Source organism: Gordonia prachuapensis (assembly GCF_036350515.1).
GTDB classification, from domain to species: Bacteria; Actinomycetota; Actinomycetes; order Mycobacteriales; family Mycobacteriaceae; genus Gordonia; species Gordonia prachuapensis.
The window spans coordinates 213,004-230,344 of the sequence record NZ_JAZDUE010000004.1; the positions used below are offsets into that span (position 1 = coordinate 213,004).

At 68.4% G+C, this 17,341-nt stretch carries 17 protein-coding genes; 13 read left to right on the forward strand and 4 right to left on the reverse strand.

The window, feature by feature from the left end:
• The first annotated feature begins 11 nt into the window (after positions 1–11).
• The 9 genes from V1Y59_RS06660 (at position 12) to V1Y59_RS06700 (ending at position 8,479) form a co-directional block, all read left to right on the forward strand.
• Positions 12–146 carry a DUF6760 family protein gene (locus V1Y59_RS06660; RefSeq protein WP_330504128.1) on the forward strand — a complete coding sequence of 45 codons (135 nt, stop codon included), beginning with the start codon at positions 12–14 and terminating at the stop codon, positions 144–146.
• A 1,663-nt stretch (positions 147–1,809) separates the two neighbouring features.
• Positions 1,810–2,241, forward strand: coding sequence for a hypothetical protein (locus V1Y59_RS06665; RefSeq protein ID WP_330504034.1), 432 nt, complete (start codon positions 1,810–1,812; stop codon positions 2,239–2,241).
• Between the two features lie 30 nt (positions 2,242–2,271).
• Positions 2,272–2,712, forward strand: a complete 441-nt coding sequence (locus tag V1Y59_RS06670) for a phage tail protein (RefSeq protein ID WP_330504035.1) — start codon at positions 2,272–2,274, stop codon at positions 2,710–2,712.
• Complete coding sequence (locus V1Y59_RS06675) at positions 2,709–3,488, forward strand: CIS tube protein (protein ID WP_330504036.1); 780 nt, start codon at positions 2,709–2,711, stop codon at positions 3,486–3,488. Before V1Y59_RS06670 ends, V1Y59_RS06675 begins: the two co-directional genes overlap by 4 nt.
• Positions 3,485–5,194, forward strand: a complete 1,710-nt coding sequence (locus V1Y59_RS06680; RefSeq protein WP_330504037.1) for a VgrG-related protein — start codon at positions 3,485–3,487, stop codon at positions 5,192–5,194. Before V1Y59_RS06675 ends, V1Y59_RS06680 begins: the two co-directional genes overlap by 4 nt.
• 9 nt (positions 5,195–5,203) lie before the next feature.
• A complete protein-coding gene (locus tag V1Y59_RS06685; protein ID WP_330432281.1) occupies positions 5,204–5,482 on the forward strand; it encodes a PAAR domain-containing protein in 279 nt (92 codons plus the stop codon).
• Positions 5,483–5,500: 18 nt separating this feature from the next.
• Positions 5,501–5,965, forward strand: a complete 465-nt coding sequence (locus tag V1Y59_RS06690; protein WP_330504038.1) for a GPW/gp25 family protein — start codon at positions 5,501–5,503, stop codon at positions 5,963–5,965.
• On the forward strand, positions 5,965–7,899 hold the full coding sequence (locus tag V1Y59_RS06695; RefSeq protein WP_330504129.1) for a putative baseplate assembly protein: 1,935 nt from the start codon (positions 5,965–5,967) through the stop codon (positions 7,897–7,899). The genes V1Y59_RS06690 and V1Y59_RS06695 overlap by 1 nt, the downstream gene beginning before the upstream one ends.
• A gap of 22 nt (positions 7,900–7,921) precedes the next feature.
• Positions 7,922–8,479 carry a phage tail protein gene (locus V1Y59_RS06700; protein ID WP_330504039.1) on the forward strand — a complete coding sequence of 186 codons (558 nt, stop codon included), beginning with the start codon at positions 7,922–7,924 and terminating at the stop codon, positions 8,477–8,479.
• A gap of 9 nt (positions 8,480–8,488) precedes the next feature.
• On the opposite strand, the gene V1Y59_RS06705 is transcribed toward V1Y59_RS06700, so the two are convergent.
• Genes V1Y59_RS06705 through V1Y59_RS06720 form a run of 4 tightly spaced genes read right to left on the reverse strand, consistent with a single transcriptional unit; the run spans position 8,489 to position 12,323 of the window.
• The gene (locus V1Y59_RS06705) at positions 8,489–9,202 is read right to left on the reverse strand and encodes an FAD-binding oxidoreductase (RefSeq protein ID WP_330504040.1); all 714 of its coding nucleotides are present in this window, start codon (positions 9,200–9,202) and stop codon (positions 8,489–8,491) included.
• Positions 9,199–9,795 carry a sulfite oxidase-like oxidoreductase gene (locus tag V1Y59_RS06710; RefSeq protein WP_330504041.1) on the reverse strand — a complete coding sequence of 199 codons (597 nt, stop codon included), beginning with the start codon at positions 9,793–9,795 and terminating at the stop codon, positions 9,199–9,201. Before V1Y59_RS06710 ends, V1Y59_RS06705 begins: the two co-directional genes overlap by 4 nt.
• A 39-nt stretch (positions 9,796–9,834) precedes the next feature.
• Positions 9,835–11,229 carry a mycothione reductase gene (gene mtr / locus V1Y59_RS06715; RefSeq protein ID WP_330504042.1) on the reverse strand — a complete coding sequence of 465 codons (1,395 nt, stop codon included), beginning with the start codon at positions 11,227–11,229 and terminating at the stop codon, positions 9,835–9,837.
• The gene (locus tag V1Y59_RS06720; RefSeq protein WP_330504043.1) at positions 11,226–12,323 is read right to left on the reverse strand and encodes an alpha/beta hydrolase; all 1,098 of its coding nucleotides are present in this window, start codon (positions 12,321–12,323) and stop codon (positions 11,226–11,228) included. Before V1Y59_RS06720 ends, mtr begins: the two co-directional genes overlap by 4 nt.
• A gap of 196 nt (positions 12,324–12,519) precedes the next feature.
• On the opposite strand from V1Y59_RS06720, the gene mqo reads away from it, so the two are divergent.
• The 4 genes from mqo to cobO all read left to right on the forward strand — a co-directional run bounded on the left by mqo (position 12,520) and on the right by cobO (position 17,340).
• Positions 12,520–14,049, forward strand: a complete 1,530-nt coding sequence (gene mqo, locus V1Y59_RS06725) for a malate dehydrogenase (quinone) (RefSeq protein WP_330504044.1) — start codon at positions 12,520–12,522, stop codon at positions 14,047–14,049.
• A 45-nt stretch (positions 14,050–14,094) separates the two neighbouring features.
• Positions 14,095–14,595, forward strand: a complete 501-nt coding sequence (locus tag V1Y59_RS06730; protein WP_330504045.1) for a GNAT family N-acetyltransferase — start codon at positions 14,095–14,097, stop codon at positions 14,593–14,595.
• Complete coding sequence (locus V1Y59_RS06735; RefSeq protein WP_330504046.1) at positions 14,592–16,649, forward strand: VWA domain-containing protein; 2,058 nt, start codon at positions 14,592–14,594, stop codon at positions 16,647–16,649. Before V1Y59_RS06730 ends, V1Y59_RS06735 begins: the two co-directional genes overlap by 4 nt.
• A gap of 73 nt (positions 16,650–16,722) precedes the next feature.
• A complete protein-coding gene (gene cobO, locus V1Y59_RS06740; RefSeq protein ID WP_330504047.1) occupies positions 16,723–17,340 on the forward strand; it encodes a cob(I)yrinic acid a,c-diamide adenosyltransferase in 618 nt (205 codons plus the stop codon).
• Position 17,341: the final 1 nt, after the last annotated feature.

Genomic DNA, 17,341 nt, shown 5'->3' on the forward strand with positions numbered 1-17,341 from the left:
CGACGTACGGGATCGAGAACCTGTTTCGGGAGATCTCGTACGTAGCCCTCAATTTCCACTGGGGTCGAGAAGAGCTTCTCGACCTCGAGCACGCCGAACGACAACGCTACGTCGCCCTCATCAACGAATTGAGCACCGACGGTTGACGGCACAGAAACGGAGACGACACCGATGAATTGGCGATCGTGGTTCCGCCGAGACCTGTCGGCGCCCGAGGTGCAACGCACGACCGGATGCAGCAGCGTGCCGACCTCGGCGCCTCGCGAACCGGTCATCATGGAGCCGATGCACATCGCGATGTCCGACGACATCGCGACCACCGGTCGCTTCGGGGCATCACTCTGCACAAGTGACACACCGACAGTGATGCGGTCACTGGCGACGACTCTGGATCTCCAGCACGACCAACGCCTCTTGCCGAACGCCGGTGGAGTCGGCGCAGGTGACGTCGTCCCGGTCGCGCGACCGACCCCGCCGATCGTGACGGTGGCGAGGTCGACCGAGAGGTCGCCGGTCCCACGCAACCTCGGTGTGTTCTCTGCGGCTGCAACGCATCCCGTCATCGTCTCGTCCCCCGATGGCTCCCCGGCGGAAATGCCGTGCTCTGGTGAGGTCGCCGAACCAGTGAGGACGGCATTGCCGGAAGTACTTGATTCGACCTCGGTGCCCGAGCCCGCGCAGGTCAGCCGAACTCTGCCCACCACAGACGATGTCGGTGTCGGCATCATGGGCAGGTCGATCACCCCGTTGCCCGCATCAGTTCAGTTGGCAACACACGAAGCACAACCGGTTCGGAGTGCGGTCGTGCGGGGGAGCAGTCTCGACGATGCAGTCCCCGACAGCCCGACCTCCGACAATACGATCGCAGCACCGCTCACCCCGATGGCGCGTCGAGCGCCGGCCATCGCCGCCGAGTCGCGCCGCGCTGCCGACGGGCCAGCTCAGGGCGCCGTGCAGCGACTCCAGACGGTGTCGGTCTCGCGTCATTCCACAATGTCTCCCCGCGAGCCGGCACCTCCACTTCCGCCCACCGACGGCCCGTCGACGTCATCGGAAACCTCCGGGTGGGCGGAGGCTGTGGGCTCGACAGACACCGTCGCCGTCGTCGGGCCATCGGAGGCACCGCTGACGGCGCCCACGACCACAACGGCGGCGGTTCAGCGTACGGATACGGCGACTCCCGTTGGCGCGCCGGAGGTGACGTCGTCGGTGCAGACGACGCCACCAGATCAACCGGCGATCGCGAGCTCGCCTGCAACGGCCCTTCGTGACGCTCGCAGGCTCGCTCCCCAGGGACCGAGCGGGGTTCGGGAACCGCGCGGGCCGGGGGTGGCGCCTGTGCAGCGTCGCGCGATGACCTCGAAAGCCGAGTTCGATGTTCCTACGGCTCGACGCCCAGTGAACGAAATTCGGCGCCCGGTCGACCGGATCGAGCGCCCAGTCGACGTAATTCAGCGCCCAGTCGACGGGAACGAGCGCCCAGTCGACGAAATTCAGCGCCCAGTCGACCGGATCGAGCGCCCAGTCGACGAAATTCAGCGCCCAGTCGACGTAGTGGAAGTGGCGCCGGTGCAACGGGTTGCGGTCGGGCGACCGCTTTCCACGGCGCGCTCACGGACCACCGCGGAATCGATGACCTCGGATGCACCGGTGTCGTTCGCGACGATGTTCGGGGCAAATCGCATCGACGTCCCTCCCGCAAGGCCTGCGACAGGAGCCGGCGCCGCACCCGTCCAGCGGGCATCAGCCGTCTCGGAACCCGGTTCGGCCGGAATCGGTTCAGCGACGGTCCGCCCACAGCGGCATAGCGTGCCGTCGGCCGCTCCGGTGCAGCGATTCCCGCTTCCCGTTCAGATTCCGTCGCCGGTTCGTGACGCGCTCGGATCGTCGTCGGTGCCGGATCTGCTGGGGACGCAGGCCGGACACCTACGTGACCGGGTCGCCGACGCCCTGCCTCGCGAAGCGGTCGACAAGGTGGCAGCCGTGGCGGATTCCGTGCCCGGTCTGCGTGACTCGGTGACGGGTGCCGCGTCACAGGCGATCGATTCGGGCAGAGAGCATCTCGCAGCAGTCGTCGACGGCGTGAACCCGACTCGCGACCCAGCCGCACCGAACCAGGGGCCCATGGACGCGGGTGACCTGGAGGACCTGGCCCGCCGTCTCTACGAACCGCTCTCGGCACGCCTACGCACCGAGCTGTGGCTCGACCGTGAGCGCTCGGGAATGCTCACCGACCGATGATCCGCACGACCGAGAATCCGAGGAGTTGACATGACCACCACCGATCCCGCAGTGAGCGTGTGCTTCTCGGTCACCGTGGACTCGGCGCCGCTCGGCGACTTCGTGAGCTGCGAAGGGCTGGGACTCGAGATCGTGCTCGAGCAGCGCGAGGAGGGCGGCAACAACGGGATGGTGTGGCAGTTGCCGAGTCGGGTGAAGTTCAGCAACATCAAACTCACCCGGCCGGTATGCGACGACAGCTACAAGCTGGCCGAGTGGGTGAGTGCGGTCGTCGGCGGCTACACGCCGGGCACCGCGAAGATCGCGGCGAAGAACGCACAGGGCGACACCGTCGCCGAATGGTCGCTCGACGGCGTACTCCCGGTTCGCTGGACCGGGCCGTCGCTGAGCCTGGAGACACCGAAGGTCGCCGTGGAGACCATCGAACTCGTGCACCGCGGCATCCGCGGCTCCAAGGGGTCGGGATCATGAGCAGCGCCGTCGCCGTTTCCGCACACACCGCCGGCACCTCTACCGGGTCGGGAGGCGCCGATCAGATCGTGCACGCCGAACTGGAGCTGTTCGAGCCGACCAAGGCGCCCGGGGGCGCGAAGCCCGGCGGCAAGCTCGGATCGATTCCGTTCCAGTTCAACCCACGCGAGGTCACCATCACCAAGGCGGCGCGGTGGGAGAGCAAACCGACCAAGGGGGCCGCCAAAGCGGGCGCGGCCGAGTTCATGGGCGCCCAGCCGTGCACGTTGTCGCTGGAGATGTTCCTCGACGCGACGGCCAAGCACGACGACAGCGTGGCCAAAGGTGTCGACCGCTTGATGTCGTGCTGTGTCCCGACCAGCGCGACAACCGGTACGCCCAAGGCGATCCCGCCGCTGGTCGTGTTCAAATGGGGAGGACTGACCAGCTTCCCGGGGTTCATCACCAAGGTCACCGCGAAGTTCACCCTGTTCGCGGCCGACGGCGCACCGTTACGTGCCGTGTGCACCGTCGAGATCGAGGAGATGCCCGGCGGCAAGGGCGGGCAGAACCCCACTTCTCGTGCCGCGTCCGCGCGCCGCAGTCATGTGCTGATCGCAGGTGAGTCGCTCGCGACGCTGGCCCATCGGGAGTACGGGGACCCGCAGCGGTGGCGGGACATCGCATCGTTCAACGGTATCGACGATCCACTCCGTGTGCCGTCGGGAACGCGGATCTGTCTGCCCGCGGTCGATGATGCACGGGCGGGCGACCGGCCGAGGGAGTTGAACCGATGACGACCACCTCCGGACTCACCATCACCGTCGGCGGCAGCCCCCTCCCGGACGCGGTGATGCTACAGCTGATGTCGTCGTATGTGGACACCAACACCGGCCTCCCGGACGCGTTCTCGCTGCGCTTCCGCGACAACGCACGGCAGGTCCTGGCCGACGGTGGACTGCGGATCGGTGCGCCCATCCGCATCGCGATCACCACCGATGCGGCGTCGTCGACGACAGAACTCCTCGTCGGCGAGATCACGGCGATCGAGGCCGAGTTCGAGAAGGCGGGCACATTCACCACCGTCCGCGGCTACGACCAGTCCCACCGGCTCTTCCGGGGCCGTCACACCGCGGCATACACCCAGGTGACCGCGTCGGATGCGGCCACTCAATGCGCGCGACGGGCAGGTCTGCGGCCCGGACGCATCGAACCGTCGACCACGGTGTACGAGCACCTGTCGCAGCAGGCGCAGACCGACTGGGAATTCCTCTCTGCACTCGCGCAGGGCATCGGGTACCGCGTCGGGGTCACCTCCGGGGCACTGGATTTCGCACCACCCGCACCGGCCGACGAGGCGCCGGGACGTGACCCGGAGAACCCGCTGGTGCTGCGATTCGGCACCGACATCGTGCGTCTGCGGTCCGCGATCTCGGCGTCCGAACAGGTCGGTCGGGTCGAGGTCCGCGGCTGGGATGTCGCGACCAAGCAGCCGATCATCGCTGCGGCGCAACCCGATTCCCCGGGTGCACGGCTGACCGACCTCGACGCCGCCGGTCTCGCCGCGACCTTCGGCGATCGGACTCATGTGGAGTCCGATCGGGGTGTGCGGTCACAGGCCGAGGCCGACGCGTGCGCGCAGGCGAGAGCCACCTCGATCGCCGGCAGTCACGCCGAGATCGAGGCGGTCTGCACCGGCAACCCGACGCTACGGGCGGGAACCGCCGTCGCGCTCATCGATCTCGGTGCTCCCTTCGACGGCAAGTTCGTCCTGTCGTCCGCGCGCCACCGCTATGACCCCCAGGTCGGCTACACCACGGCGATCGCCGTGTCGGCCGCCCACAATCGCAGCATGCTCGGCCTCACGTCGGTGGCGACCCCCGCCGCATCGTCGACAGGCGTGACGATCGCCCAGGTCACCGACATCAACGACCCCCAACAGCAGGGGCGCGTGCGCCTGTCGTTTCCGCAGTTGTCATCGGACTACGTGAGCGGCTGGGCCCGGACGGTCATGGCGGGGGCGGGCAAGGATCGTGGCGTCCTCGTGCTCCCGGAAGTGGGTGACGAGGTCCTCGTCGCGTTCGAACGTGGCGACGAGATGCATCCGTACGTTCTCGGCGGTCTGTTCAACGGCGTCGACACACCGGACGCGAAAGGTGTCGAGTTGGTGGATTCCGGATCCGGATCGGTCAACCGGCGCTCGTGGGTGTCCCGGCGCGGGCACCGTATCGACCTCCAGGACCGGGACGGTCGCGACGAAGGAGTCGTGATGGCCACCGCAGACGACGCACTGCGCATCGAACTCGACGCCGTCGCCCGCGCCATCAGCGTCCGCAGCACCGGGACTCTCGCGCTCCGTGCCGATCAGGGCATCACCATCGACGCCGGCTCGGGCCCACTGGATCTGCGCGGCGGGAAAGTGTCGGTCAACGCGACAACCACGGCCGAGGTGACCGCATCCGGCCCGGTGACCGTCCAGGGCACCCCCATCAAACTCAACTGAGGAGAGACCATGCCACCAGCCGCGCGCGTCGGCGACCCGACCGCCCATCCGGGTGTCGTGGGGCCGCCGGGTTGTCCGACGGTCCTCATCGGCGGCGCACCCGCCGCCACGGTCGGTACCCCACATATCTGCTCGTTCCCGCCCCCGGCGGTGCACCCGCCCACGGCGATCGTGCCGCCGGGTTGCCCCACGGTGCTCATCGGAGGACGACCGGCGGCCCGCGTCGGCGACCTGTCGGGGTGCGGTGCCCCCATCGTCTCCGGCGCGCCCACCGTTCTCATCGGCTGACGAAAGCAGGTGCCCGACATGGATGATCGACTCACCACAGACTTCGTCGGTCGCGGCTGGGCGTTCCCGGTCCGGACCGGCCCCACCGGTACCTTCGCCCTCGCCGGCGGCGGCAGCGACGTCGAGCAGGCGATCGAGATCATTCTCCGGACGACGCCGGGGGAGCGGCCCATGCGGCCCGAATTCGGGTGCCGGATCAACGATCACGTGTTCGCCCCGGCGACGTCGGGGACCGCCGCCGCGATCGCGCGCGACGTGCGCACCGCGCTCGAGGACTGGGAGCCGCGGATCGACGTCGACGACATCCGCGTCGATTTCGACGCGGCCGACATGGGGACCTTCTACATCGACGTGTGCTACCGCATCCACGGCCGGAACGACCGCCGGAACCTGGTGTTCCCCTTCTACGTCATCCCCGACGAGCCGGACGAGACCGGGGCCCCCGGTGTCCCGGCCGCACCCAACACTCTGGGAGAACCGTGATGTTGCCTGCCCCCGACCTCGACGACCGCAGGTTCCAGAATCTCGTCGACGACGCGCGCCGCCTTGTCCGCGAACGATTCCCGGAGTGGAGTGATCACAACATCTCCGATCCCGGAATCACCTTGATCGAGGCGGTCGCGACCATGGTCGACCAGCTCATCTATCGGCTCAACCGGGTGCCTGACCGCAACTATCTCAAGTTCCTGGACCTGCTGGGACTGGAGTTGCGTCCGGCGTCAACCGGCCGCACGCGGGTGACGTTCTGGCTGTCCGCCCCGCAACCACAGATCGTCAACGTCCGATCGGGAACCGAGGTGAGCACGGTGCGGACCGACGTGACCGAGCCGGTGGTGTTCTCGACCGACCGTGCCCTCGACATCGTTCCGTGTTCGGCGAAGCGGGTCTTCGCCGCTCCCGCGGACGCCGACCCCACCGATCGCAGCCTGTCGTTGCGCGGTGACGGATTCGACTGCTTCTCCGCGACACCGCGCACCGACGACGCGCTGCTCGTCGAGTTGACCGATCCGGTCCCGTCCTGCGCGGTGCTGTTGCGGATCACCTGCCGGGTCGCCGGTGTCGGTGTGGATCCCCGCCGGCCCCCGCTGCGATGGGAAGCGTTGACCGAACGCGGTTGGGTGGCCTGCGATCTCGGGAAGGACGAGACGGGCGGGTTCAACGAACCCGGCGACGTCGTCGTGCACTTGCCCGACGATCATGCCCGCGCCGTGGTGGCCGGGCAGCGTGGCGCCTGGCTGCGATGCCGGCTGATCGACGCGATCCCGGGGCAGCAGACCTACACGCTGTCACCGCACATCACCGCGCTGTCGGCGCAGACGGTCGGCGGTACCACCTCGGCCGCACACATGCAGACGGTTCCCGGTGAGGTTCTCGGTATCTCCGATGGATCGGTGGCGCAACGGTTCCGGCTTCATCAGCACCCCGTGGTCCGTTCCGATGCGCTGAGCGTGACCGTCAGCGACGGCACCGAATCGTCGACGTGGCGTCCGGTGGACGACTTCGCCGACTGTTCCGCGGACGATCCGGTGTTCCACCTCGACCCGGTCTCGGGGGAAGTGGTCTTCGGTCCGGCCATTCGTGACGCGGACGGAACGGTGCGCGGATACGGCGCGATTCCGCGCAAGGGTGCGGTCGTCGCGATCGGGGACTACCGCATCGGTGGCGGCGCCGACGGCAACGTCGGTGTCGGTCAGTTGCGGGTCCTCAAGAGCAGCGTGCCGTTCATCGCCCGGGTGGAGAACCGGGTGGCCGCCGTCGGCGGCGCCGAGGCCGAGACGATCGACGAACTCAAGCTGCGCGGTCCCGTGGTCTTGCGCTCCCGCGGGCGGGCGGTCACCGCCGAGGACTTCGAGGAACTGACGCGTCAGGCCGCACCGGAGATCGCGCGGGTGCACTGCCTCGCCGACGATGCCGCTCCCGGAGTCATCCGGCTGCTGGTGATCCCGCATGTCGCCGACTCCGCCGACGGCGAGATACGCGTCCACGACCTGACCCCGCAGCGCCGAACCCTGGACACCATCGCCGGGTACCTGGACGAGCGCCGTCTCGTCGGCACCCGGCTGTTGATCGAGCCACCCCAGTACATCGGGGTCACCGTGCTGATCAGTCTGAGCGCAGTCGTCGGGTTCGACCGCGAGACAGTGAAGGCCGACGTCCGGTCGCGGGTGTACCGGCTGCTGCATCCGGTGCGTGGTGGTCGTTCGGGCCGCGGGTGGCCGGTCGCACGATCGCTCGGTGTCCCCGACCTGGCGGCGGCGATCGCCGATGTCCCCGGTGTGGACATGAGCGGCGAAGTCGACGTGCAACTCATGCCGGTCAATCCGGCGACCGAGCGCCGCGGCGAGCCGACCGACCGATTGACCCTTCCGCCCAACGGTTTGTTCCTGTCGCACCGCCATCAGGTGCGCGTGATCTGACGGAAGGGGAGTCCGGTGAGGAGTGAGTACAGTGCGCGGTGACCTGCCGACGGTGGTGAGCCCGCATCCGGTCGGCGCGACCCTACCGTCGATCTACGCCGACGACACTTACGCGCAGGGGCTGTGTGAGTCGTTCGACCGGATGTTGGGCCCGGCCATCCTCGTGCTCGACTGCTTTCCGGCTTACCTCGATCCGGCGACCGCGCCCGCCGACTCGCTGAACTGGCTGGCCGGCTGGATCGGACTCGTCCTCGAAGGCCACGAATCGCCGGCGAAGAAGCGCGAACTGATCGGCGTCGGAGCCGAATTGCTGCGGTGGCGCGGCACGCGGCGCGGTGTGCACGACGCCGTGGTCGCGGCTTTCGGTGTCGCTCCGCAGATCAGCGAACCCGGCGGCGTGACGGTCTCGGCCGAGGCACCCGACCATGGTCCCGATGCAACCGATGACCGCGACCAGATGCTGGCCGTCACCCTCACCGTCGCCGACCCGGAATCCGTCGACCTATCGCGGCTCGAAGCCGTTGTGGCACAGGTGAAACCGGTACATCTGCCGCATCAGGTGCAGGTCGTGACGGGCTGACCTCGGGGTTCAGCCGAAGCGTTCGGTCCGCACCCGTCGTGGGTCGTGGCCCGCGGTGAGCATCGCCGCCGCGCAGAACTCGACGAAGCGGTTGGGTCCGCAGATGTACACGGCGGGATCGCGATCGGGCGGCATCGTGACTGCGGCGAGCTCGGCCGCGTCGAGTCGGCGCGCACCGCGCGCGTCGTCGTCCGGCGCTGATCGGGTGAAGGCGAGATGGATGGGCAATCGACGACGCTCGGCCAGTTGTCGCAGATCATCGGCGAACAACATCCGGTCCGGTGACCGAAACGAGTACACCAGATTGAACGGCACTGCGGGGGCAGCGATCTCGCGGCTCCGGAGCATCGCCATCAACGGCGCCAGGCCGGACCCGCCCGCGATCAGCTGCACCGGTGCGGTGTCGGTGGGCTCCCAGGTGAACCAACCCCCGTGCGGGCGGGTGATCTCGAGTGGTTCGCCGACCTCCACGACGTCGACCAGGTACGGAGACACCTCGCCGTCATCGGCGCGTTCCACGGTGACCTCGACGACACGTGGTTCGCGGACATCCGACAGGGAGTACGTCCGCGCGGTCGAGTAGCCGTCCTCGGCGGTCAGTCGGATGTCGAGATGCTGGCCCGGGAGACCCTGAAACGGCTCAGACAGGGCCAGGGACAAGGACCGCGCGCTGGTGCTGTGCCGGAACTGCGAGATCACGGTGGTGATCTGCCACTCGTTCATGAGTAGCGCTGCTCCGTCCACGGGTCGCCGTGCATGTGGTACCCGTTGCTCTCCCAGAAGCCGGGGGTGTCCGACGACATGAAGCGCAGTCGGCACACCCACTTCGCGCTCTTCCAGAAGTACAGGTGCGGCACCAGAAGCCGTGCCGGACCCCCGTGTTCGGCAGGCAGCGGTTCACCGTCATAGGAGTCGGCGACCCAGCCGCGGCCACCGACCAGGTCGGTGAGCGCGAGGTTCGTGGTGTACCCACCGTGGCAGTGCGCCATCACATACGGTTCCGCCGGCCACGGTAGCTCGGCGATGATGGTGTCGAATGACACGCCACGCCAGCGGGTCTCGAACTTCGACCAGCGGGTCACACAGTGGATGTCGGTGACGATCTCCTCGTGCGGCAGTTCCTGGAACTGCGACCAACTCCACTTGTGGATCCGGTGTTGCGCCGATTGGACGGCCAACGACCACTTCTCCAGGCCGACGGAGGGTGTCGGTTCGGCCGAGAGCACCGGGAAATCGAACGTACGGTACTGGCCGGGCGGCAGCCGCCCGGCGTCACGGTCGCGTCTGCCGACGAACCCACGGTTCACGATCGCCATTGCAGCGATGCTACCGGCGGACGTCCCTGCGTACCGGGGTCAGATCTCGAGGCCCAGCAGTGCGTTCTCGAGGACCTCCGGCATCGCCGGGTGAATCCAGTACTGGCCGCGTGCCACCTCCAGCGCGGTCTGGCCGAACGACATCGCCTGGATCGCCGGCTGGATCACGGTCGGGGCCTGCGGACCCAGCACGTGAGCGCCGAGCAGTCGGCCGGTGCCGCGTTCGGCGATGACCTTGCAGAACCCGGTGGTGTCCTCCATCGCCCAGCCGTAGGCGACGTCGCCGTAGGCCTGCACCTTGACAGTGATGTCGAGTCCCTGGTCACGCGCCTCGTCTTCGGTCAGTCCGACCGCAGCGATCTGCGGATGCGTGAACACCGCGGCGGGCACGAACCGATGATCGAAGGTGTCGAGGTCCTCGGAGTCCCAACCCTTGAGCAGGTTGGCCTGCACGACCCGTTCCTCGTGGTTGGCGACATGCTTGAGCTGATAGGGCGAACTGACGTCGCCCAGGGCCCACACCCGAGGCGCGTCGGTACGACCGTGCGGATCGCAGATGACCCGCCCGTCGGCGTCCAGCGCGAGGCCGATCGACCCGAGGTTGAGTCGGTCCCCGTTGGGTTTACGGCCGGTTGCGACCAACAGCACGTCACCGTCGAGATGTCCGCCGTCCTCGAAGTCCACCCGCACCCCGCCGTCGGGCAGATCCTTGGCCCCGACCACATTCGTGTCCAGGTGCACATCCCACTTCTCACGTGCGACCTCGGTGAATCGCGTCGTGACGTCGGCGTCGAGCTTGCGGAGCAGCGCGCCGCTGCGGGCGATGATCGACACCGAACTGCCGAGGGCGCCGAACACGTGCGCGAACTCGGCTGCGATGTAACCGCTTCCGACGATGATCAGCCGTTCCGGCAACTCCTCGAGGCGCATCACGTCGTTGTTGGTGTAGTACCGGACGGCGGATTCGGCGATCGCCGGTGGGATCGTCGCTCGCGACCCGGCCGCGATGACGACCTCGTCGGCGAGCACCAGCGACTCCGCGGTTACCAGCCGATAGCGGCCGTCCTCGTCGCGACCGTCGAACTCGACATGGGCGGAGTGCACGGTGATGTTGGGGCAGCGGTCGACGCGATATTCCTTGCCGCCCACCGAGATCGGATCGATCCGACCGAACACGCGTTTGACGATGCCGGGCCAGTCGACGGAATCCACCCGGCTGTCGACACCGAGCCGGCCGCCATGTCGGGCGATCTCGGCCACCTCCGCGCCGTACACGAACATCTTGGTGGGGATACACCCGACATTGAGGCACGTGCCGCCGTAGACACCTTCCTCGAAGATCGCGATCGTCTTGTCGTCGAACCGATGATCCGGGATCGAATTGCCACTGCCGGAACCGATGATCGCCAGATCGACGACCTGCGGCGCGGTCATGCGCGCCCCGAGGGTGTGTCCGATGTCGCGTCGGAGGGTGTGTCCACCGGCGTCGCGGGGGCGCCGAGCGTGTCCTGGAGCCAGAGGTCGATCTCGCGGTAGGCGTGCTCCCGAGCGTGCCGCACGGAGAGGAACACGTCGTGACGGGCATCGGCGATCGGGACCACCGACACCCGGTCGCCGAGGCATCCGCTCCACCGGGACATGTGCCTGGCGTCGAGCACCACGTCGGCGTCGTCGACAGAACTCGGGCGGGCACCGTCGAACAGGGTCTTGTCGGATCGGAGCACCAGCGAGGGCACGCCGACGTCGATGCCGCGGTGCAGTCGGGCGTGCCCGCGACGGACCGCGTTGAGGAACCCGAAGGTGACGGGGAAGCCGCCCATCGGTTTCAGGGCGAGGTCGTAGGCCCATTCGCCGCCGGTCGTCTCGTGGATGCTGCGGCCGTATCCCTCCGAAAGCTCCTGCGGCAACACCGCCTTCGGGCGCACCGCGGCGAGCACTCGCAGCAGTGCCGACACCGGCGGCGTACGCAGGACCGGGCTGCCCTGCAGGTCGAACCACGGACTGTTGAGCAACAGCCCAGCGACGTGTGCGTGACGCTCCCGCGACGACGACCGCAGCCGGTCGAGCCACAGCGGGGTGATGATGCCGCCGGTGGAGTGGGCGGCGACGATCACCCGCGCCCGCCCGTCGTCGCCGGCCGTCTCGTCGACGACGACGTCGAGCGCGCGGCCCAGCTCCTCGTCGTACTGCCGCAGGTCGGTGGTCAGGTGCGCGGTGTGCTGCGGCTGCAGCGACCGCCCGCACTTGCGCAGGTCCAAGGCATAGAAGGCGTAGCCGCGGGCGTGGAAGTAGTCGGCCAGCGGTTCGTGGAAGAAGTAGTCGGTGAAACCGTGGACGTAGAGCACGGCACCGTTCGTCGACGGTTCCGGGCCGGCCTTGCGGACCAGGGTCGCGGTGATCGGGTCCTCCCCGTCGGGGTCTGGTCCCAGCGGGAGAGTCAGGACCTCGTATCGGTCCAGGAACTGGTCGGGTTGCCAGGTCGCAGCTGGTCGGCTGCCGTCGTGGGCAGCTGTCGAGGATGCGGTCACGACCTCCACTCTAGAAGAGCGCCCCAGGTCGGCCAGTGGGCCGAGGTGTCGCCCAGCCCACAATTCCGCAGAGGCGATTCCATTGTTTCGCGGCAAATGGGGAACAATGGCCGATGACAGGGATGAACGACATGGATGCCCCGGTGACAGCGTCACCGGTGTCGGAACGTCCACCTCGTGCGAAAGAGAGCTCTTCGTGTCTCACTCGGTGATCAAGACGGATGTCGCACTGGTCGGTGCCGGGATCATGAGCGCCACCCTCGGCGCGCTGATCCATCGGGTACAGCCGGACTGGTCGATCAGCCTCTTCGAACGACTCGACGCGGCCGCCGCGGAGAGCAGCGACCCGTGGAACAACGCCGGCACCGGGCACTCCGCGCTCTGCGAGCTGAACTACACCCCGAAAACCGCAGACGGCGACGTCAACATCGACAAAGCGCTCAACATCAACGAGCAATTCCAGGTGTCGCGGCAATTCTGGGCCTACGCCGTCGACAACGGCATCCTCGGCGACCCCAGCGAGTTCATCAACCCGATCCCGCACGTCAGCTTCACCCACGGCCAGGCGGGCGTCGACTACCTGCGCAAGCGCTACGACCGTCTCGCCGGCCAGGTGCTGTTCGAGGGCATGGAGTTCATCGACGACGAGGCGACGTTCAGCGAGCGGTTGCCGCTCATGTCGGCCGGCCGGGACTTCTCCGACCCGGTCGCCCTGAACTGGTTCACCGAGGGCACGGATGTCGACTTCGGTGCGCTCACCCAGCAGCTGATCAACAACATCGGCGAGTCGGGCGCCGACATCTACTTCGGCCACGGCGTCACCAACCTGTCGAAGCAGTCCGACGGCAGCTGGATGGTCAAGGTCCGCAACATGCGGACCAAGGAGAAGTTCACCGTCCACGCCAAGTTCGTCTTCGTCGGCGCCGGTGGCGGCGCCCTGCACCTACTGCAGAAGTCGGGTATCTCCGAGGCCAAGGGCTTCGGCGGATTCCCGGTGTCCGGTGAGTTCTTCCGGTGCACCAATCCCGACCTCGTCTCCGAGCACCAGGCCAAGGTGTACGGGCAGGCGGCCGTCGGTGCGCCGCCGATGTCGGTGCCGCACCTCGACACCCGCGTGATCAACCACAAGCCCGGGCTGCTGTTCGGCCCGTACGCCGGATGGTCGCCGAAGTTCCTCAAGAGCGGCAAGATCACCGACCTGCCGTTCTCGGTCAAGCCGAACAACCTGCTGCCGATGCTGTCGATCGCGCCGCAGGAGTTCGGTCTGCTCAAGTACCTGATCAGTGAGTTGGCGGCCAGCCGCGCCGACCGCGTGAACACCCTCGGCGAGTTCGTCCCCCGTGCCGACGGCGCCGACTGGGAGATCATCACCGCAGGTCAGCGTGTGCAGGTGATCCGCAAGACCGGCGTCGGTGGATCGTTGGAGTTCGGCACCGCGGTGGTCACCGCCGACGACGGCACCATCGCGGGTCTGCTCGGTGCATCGCCGGGTGCCTCCACGGCCGTTCCGGCGATGCTCAACGTCCTGGAGAAGTGCTTCCCCAAGGAGTACGCGGGGTGGAAGCCGACGCTCACCGAGATGATCCCGTCCTTCGGGCAGAAGCTCTCCGACAACCGTGACCTGTTCCGGCAGGTGTGGGACTGGACCAACGCGAGTTTGCAGCTGCGGCGCGATGCCGTGGCCCCACAGGTCGACACCGAACCGGCACAGGCGACCGCGGTCTGACACCGCCGCCCGACGAGTGCGCGCGTCTGTGATAGGCACGACACCATGACATCGGTAGGGCACCTCCACCACAGTCCGGCCGACGAGATGGATGCGGCCACCCTGTACAAGATCCTGCGGCTGCGGGTCGACGTCTTCGTCGTCGAGCAGGCGTGCCCGTACCCGGAGCTCGACGGCCGCGACCTGGACCCCGGAACCCGGCAGTTCTGGATCGCCGACGACGACGTGGTGGTCTCCACGTTGCGGTTGCTCACCGAGCCGCCGTCTGCCGACGGCGCACCGACGTTCCGCATCGGGCGGGTGTGCACCGAGCGCGGCCATCGCGGGCAGGGTTTGACCGCGCGACTCATCACGGCCGCGCTCGCGCAGATCGGCGATCACGGATGCGTGATCGAGGCCCAGGCCTACCTCGTCGACATGTACGCCAAGTTCGGGTTCGCCGTCGAGGGGGCGGAATACCTCGAGGACGGCATCCCGCACGTCACGATGCGCCGTGAGCCGGTGACCTCGCAGGCCCGCGACGTCGTCGCCGGTGGGCCGCAGTGACCGGCCGTCACCACCGGGCGACCTCGGTCGAGGGGCCTGTCCGCTATCCGTTCAGCGCCGTCGTCGGGCAGGAACGGCTCAAGCTGGCGCTGATCCTGTCGGCGATCTCCCCGGGCATCGGGGGTGTGCTCATCCGCGGCGAGAAGGGCACCGCGAAGTCGACGATCGTGCGCGGACTCGGGCCATTGCTCGAGGCCGACCACGCGGCGGGAAGGAACGTGGCGGGGGAGAACCCGGAGACGGGGCACCCGCGTGGTCGCGTGGTGGAGTTGCCGATCGGGGCGACCGAGGACCGGGTCGTCGGCTCGCTCGACCTGACCGCCGTACTGAGCGAGGGCCGCGCACAGTTCACCCCCGGTCTGCTCGCCCGCGCCGACGGGGGCGTCCTCTACATCGACGAGGTCAACCTGCTTGCCGACCATCTCGTCGACGTGCTGCTCGACGCCGCCGCCAGCGGACGGGTGACCATTGAACGCGACGGTGTATCGCATACGCAGCCCGCAGACTTCGTCCTGGTCGGCACGATGAACCCGGAAGAGGGGGAGCTGCGTCCGCAGCTGCTCGACCGGTTCGGTCTGGCCGTCGATGTCGCGGCCGGCCGAGACATCGACGAGCGGGTGGAGATCGTGTCGCGGCGGATGGCCTTCGACGCCGACCCGGAGACATTCGTCGCCGATCATGCGGCCGCCGAGGCCGAACTGACGACCCGGATCGCCGATGCGCGTGCCCTGGTGTCCGCCGTCCGGATCCCGGCCGCGGAGCTGCGGCGGATCGCCGGCATCTGTGCGCATCTGGAGGTCGACGGACTGCGCGGCGACATCGTCGTGGCGCGGACCGCGGCCGCACACGCCGCGTGGCGACTCGCTGACGAGGTGACCGCCGACGACGTCCGGGTGGCGGTGGAACTCGCCTTGCCACATCGGCGCCGGCGCAACCCGTTCGACGAATCCGGTCTGACCGATCAGCAGCTCGACGACGCGATGGATGCGGGCCACGACGCCGCCGAATCGGGCCCCCGGGACCCCGACCCGACCGATCCCGACCCAACCGATCCCGACCCGACCGATCCCGACTCGACCGATCCCGATCCGACCGATCCCGATGGGGGCGGCGCACCCCCGCCGGACGACCGCACCGACTCATCGCCCGAGCCGTCGTCGATGTCCGCGAACGACCGCCAGACCTCCGAGAACGCGGACGCCGACGACGAGGCGCCCACCGAACCCGTGCCGGGTCCACGTTTCGGAGACACCCCCGCCGCCGCGCACACACCCCGGATTCGGCGCCTCAGCGTCGACGGCATCGGCGAAGGCGACCCCGGTCGCCGCTCACGCGCTCGTTCTCGGCGTGGACAGACCACGCGCGCAATCGATTTCACACATGGCGAACCGGTCCACCTGTTCGGCACGATCCTGTCGGCCGCCGACCGGGTGGCCGCCGACGGCCGTGCGACAACGGGTGACGTCCGTCTGCGGTCCGGTGACCTGCGCAGCGCGGAACGCATCGGCCAGGAGGGCAACCTCGTCGTGTTCGTCGTCGACCTGTCCGGCTCGATGACCGCGCGCCGCCGGCTCTCGGCGGTGACCGGGATCTGTGTCGACCTGCTGCGCGACTCCTACACGCGCCGCGACCGGGTCGCGGTCGTCGTCGCGCGTGGGTCGTCCGCCGAGGTGGCGGTACCGCCGACAAAGTCCGTCGACATCGCGGTCCGGCGCCTCGCCGACCTGCGGACCGGTGGTCGCACACCGCTGGCCGAGGGACTCATCGAGGCAGCCGATGTCATCGACCGCGCCGCGCGTCGCGAACCACAGCGTCGCGCGCTGCTCGTGGTGCTGACCGACGGCCGTGCGACGGCCGGGCCGGACGCCGCACCCCGGGCCCGGAAGGTGGCCACTGCGATCGGTCGGCGAGGCATCGACGCCGTGGTGGTCGACTGTGAACAGGGCATGATCCGGCTCGGGCTGGCCGCCGAACTCGCCGCGGCCCTCGGTGCGCGGTGTCTGCCGATGGACGAGTTGTCCGCCGACCTGCTCACCGGCGGCCGGGCCGCCTGAGTCCCGGGTCCGACTGAGACCCGAGTCCGCCTGAGACACTGTTCGCACCACACCGCGACTGCGAGGAGGCCACGTGCCACGAGGAGTGCCGGACACCGTCCCCGACGACGGTTTGACCACCCGGCAGCGGCGCAATCAGCCGGTGCTGGCGGTGCACACCGGTGACGGGAAGGGCAAGTCCACCGCGGCGTTCGGGATGGCGATGCGAGCCTGGAACGCGGGACTGAGCGTGGCGGTCTTCCAGTTCGTCAAGAGCGCCAAATGGAAGGTCGGGGAGGAGAGCGCCCTGCTGACGCTCGGCGATGTGCACGTCGAGACCGGCAAGGGAGCCCCGGTCGAATGGCACAAGATGGGTCAGGGCTGGTCGTGGCTGCGCGCCAACGCGGATCACGACGCCGACCACGCGGAGGATGCGCGGGCCGGATGGGTCGAGATATCTCGGCGCCTGGCCGCCGAACAGCACGATTTCTACGTCCTCGACGAGTTCACCTACCCGCTCGACTGGGGGTGGGTGGACACTGACGAGGTGGTGGAGACACTCCGGAACCGACCCGGCCGACAGCACGTGATCATCACGGGGCGCCGTGCGCCGGCGGCGCTGACGGACGCCGCCGATCTGGTGACCGAGATGCGCAAGGTCGCCCATCCGATGGACGCCGGACGCAAGGGCCAGAAGGGCATCGAGTGGTGAG

Excerpts from the sequence above, each read along its gene's own strand:
- V1Y59_RS06685 (WP_330432281.1), top strand. The coding sequence starts at position 5,204 with ATGCCACCAGCCGCGCGCGTCGGCGACCCGACCGCCCATCCGGGTGTC.
- V1Y59_RS06730 (WP_330504045.1), top strand. The coding sequence starts at position 14,095 with ATGACATCGGTAGGGCACCTCCACCACAGTCCGGCCGACGAGATGGAT.
- V1Y59_RS06675 (WP_330504036.1), top strand. The coding sequence starts at position 2,709 with ATGAGCAGCGCCGTCGCCGTTTCCGCACACACCGCCGGCACCTCTACC.
- V1Y59_RS06695 (WP_330504129.1), top strand. The coding sequence starts at position 5,965 with ATGTTGCCTGCCCCCGACCTCGACGACCGCAGGTTCCAGAATCTCGTC.
- V1Y59_RS06710 (WP_330504041.1), bottom strand. The coding sequence starts at position 9,795 with ATGGCGATCGTGAACCGTGGGTTCGTCGGCAGACGCGACCGTGACGCC.
- mtr (WP_330504042.1), bottom strand. The coding sequence starts at position 11,229 with ATGACCGCGCCGCAGGTCGTCGATCTGGCGATCATCGGTTCCGGCAGT.
- V1Y59_RS06670 (WP_330504035.1), top strand. The coding sequence starts at position 2,272 with ATGACCACCACCGATCCCGCAGTGAGCGTGTGCTTCTCGGTCACCGTG.
- V1Y59_RS06705 (WP_330504040.1), bottom strand. The coding sequence starts at position 9,202 with ATGAACGAGTGGCAGATCACCACCGTGATCTCGCAGTTCCGGCACAGC.
- V1Y59_RS06690 (WP_330504038.1), top strand. The coding sequence starts at position 5,501 with ATGGATGATCGACTCACCACAGACTTCGTCGGTCGCGGCTGGGCGTTC.
- V1Y59_RS06680 (WP_330504037.1), top strand. The coding sequence starts at position 3,485 with ATGACGACCACCTCCGGACTCACCATCACCGTCGGCGGCAGCCCCCTC.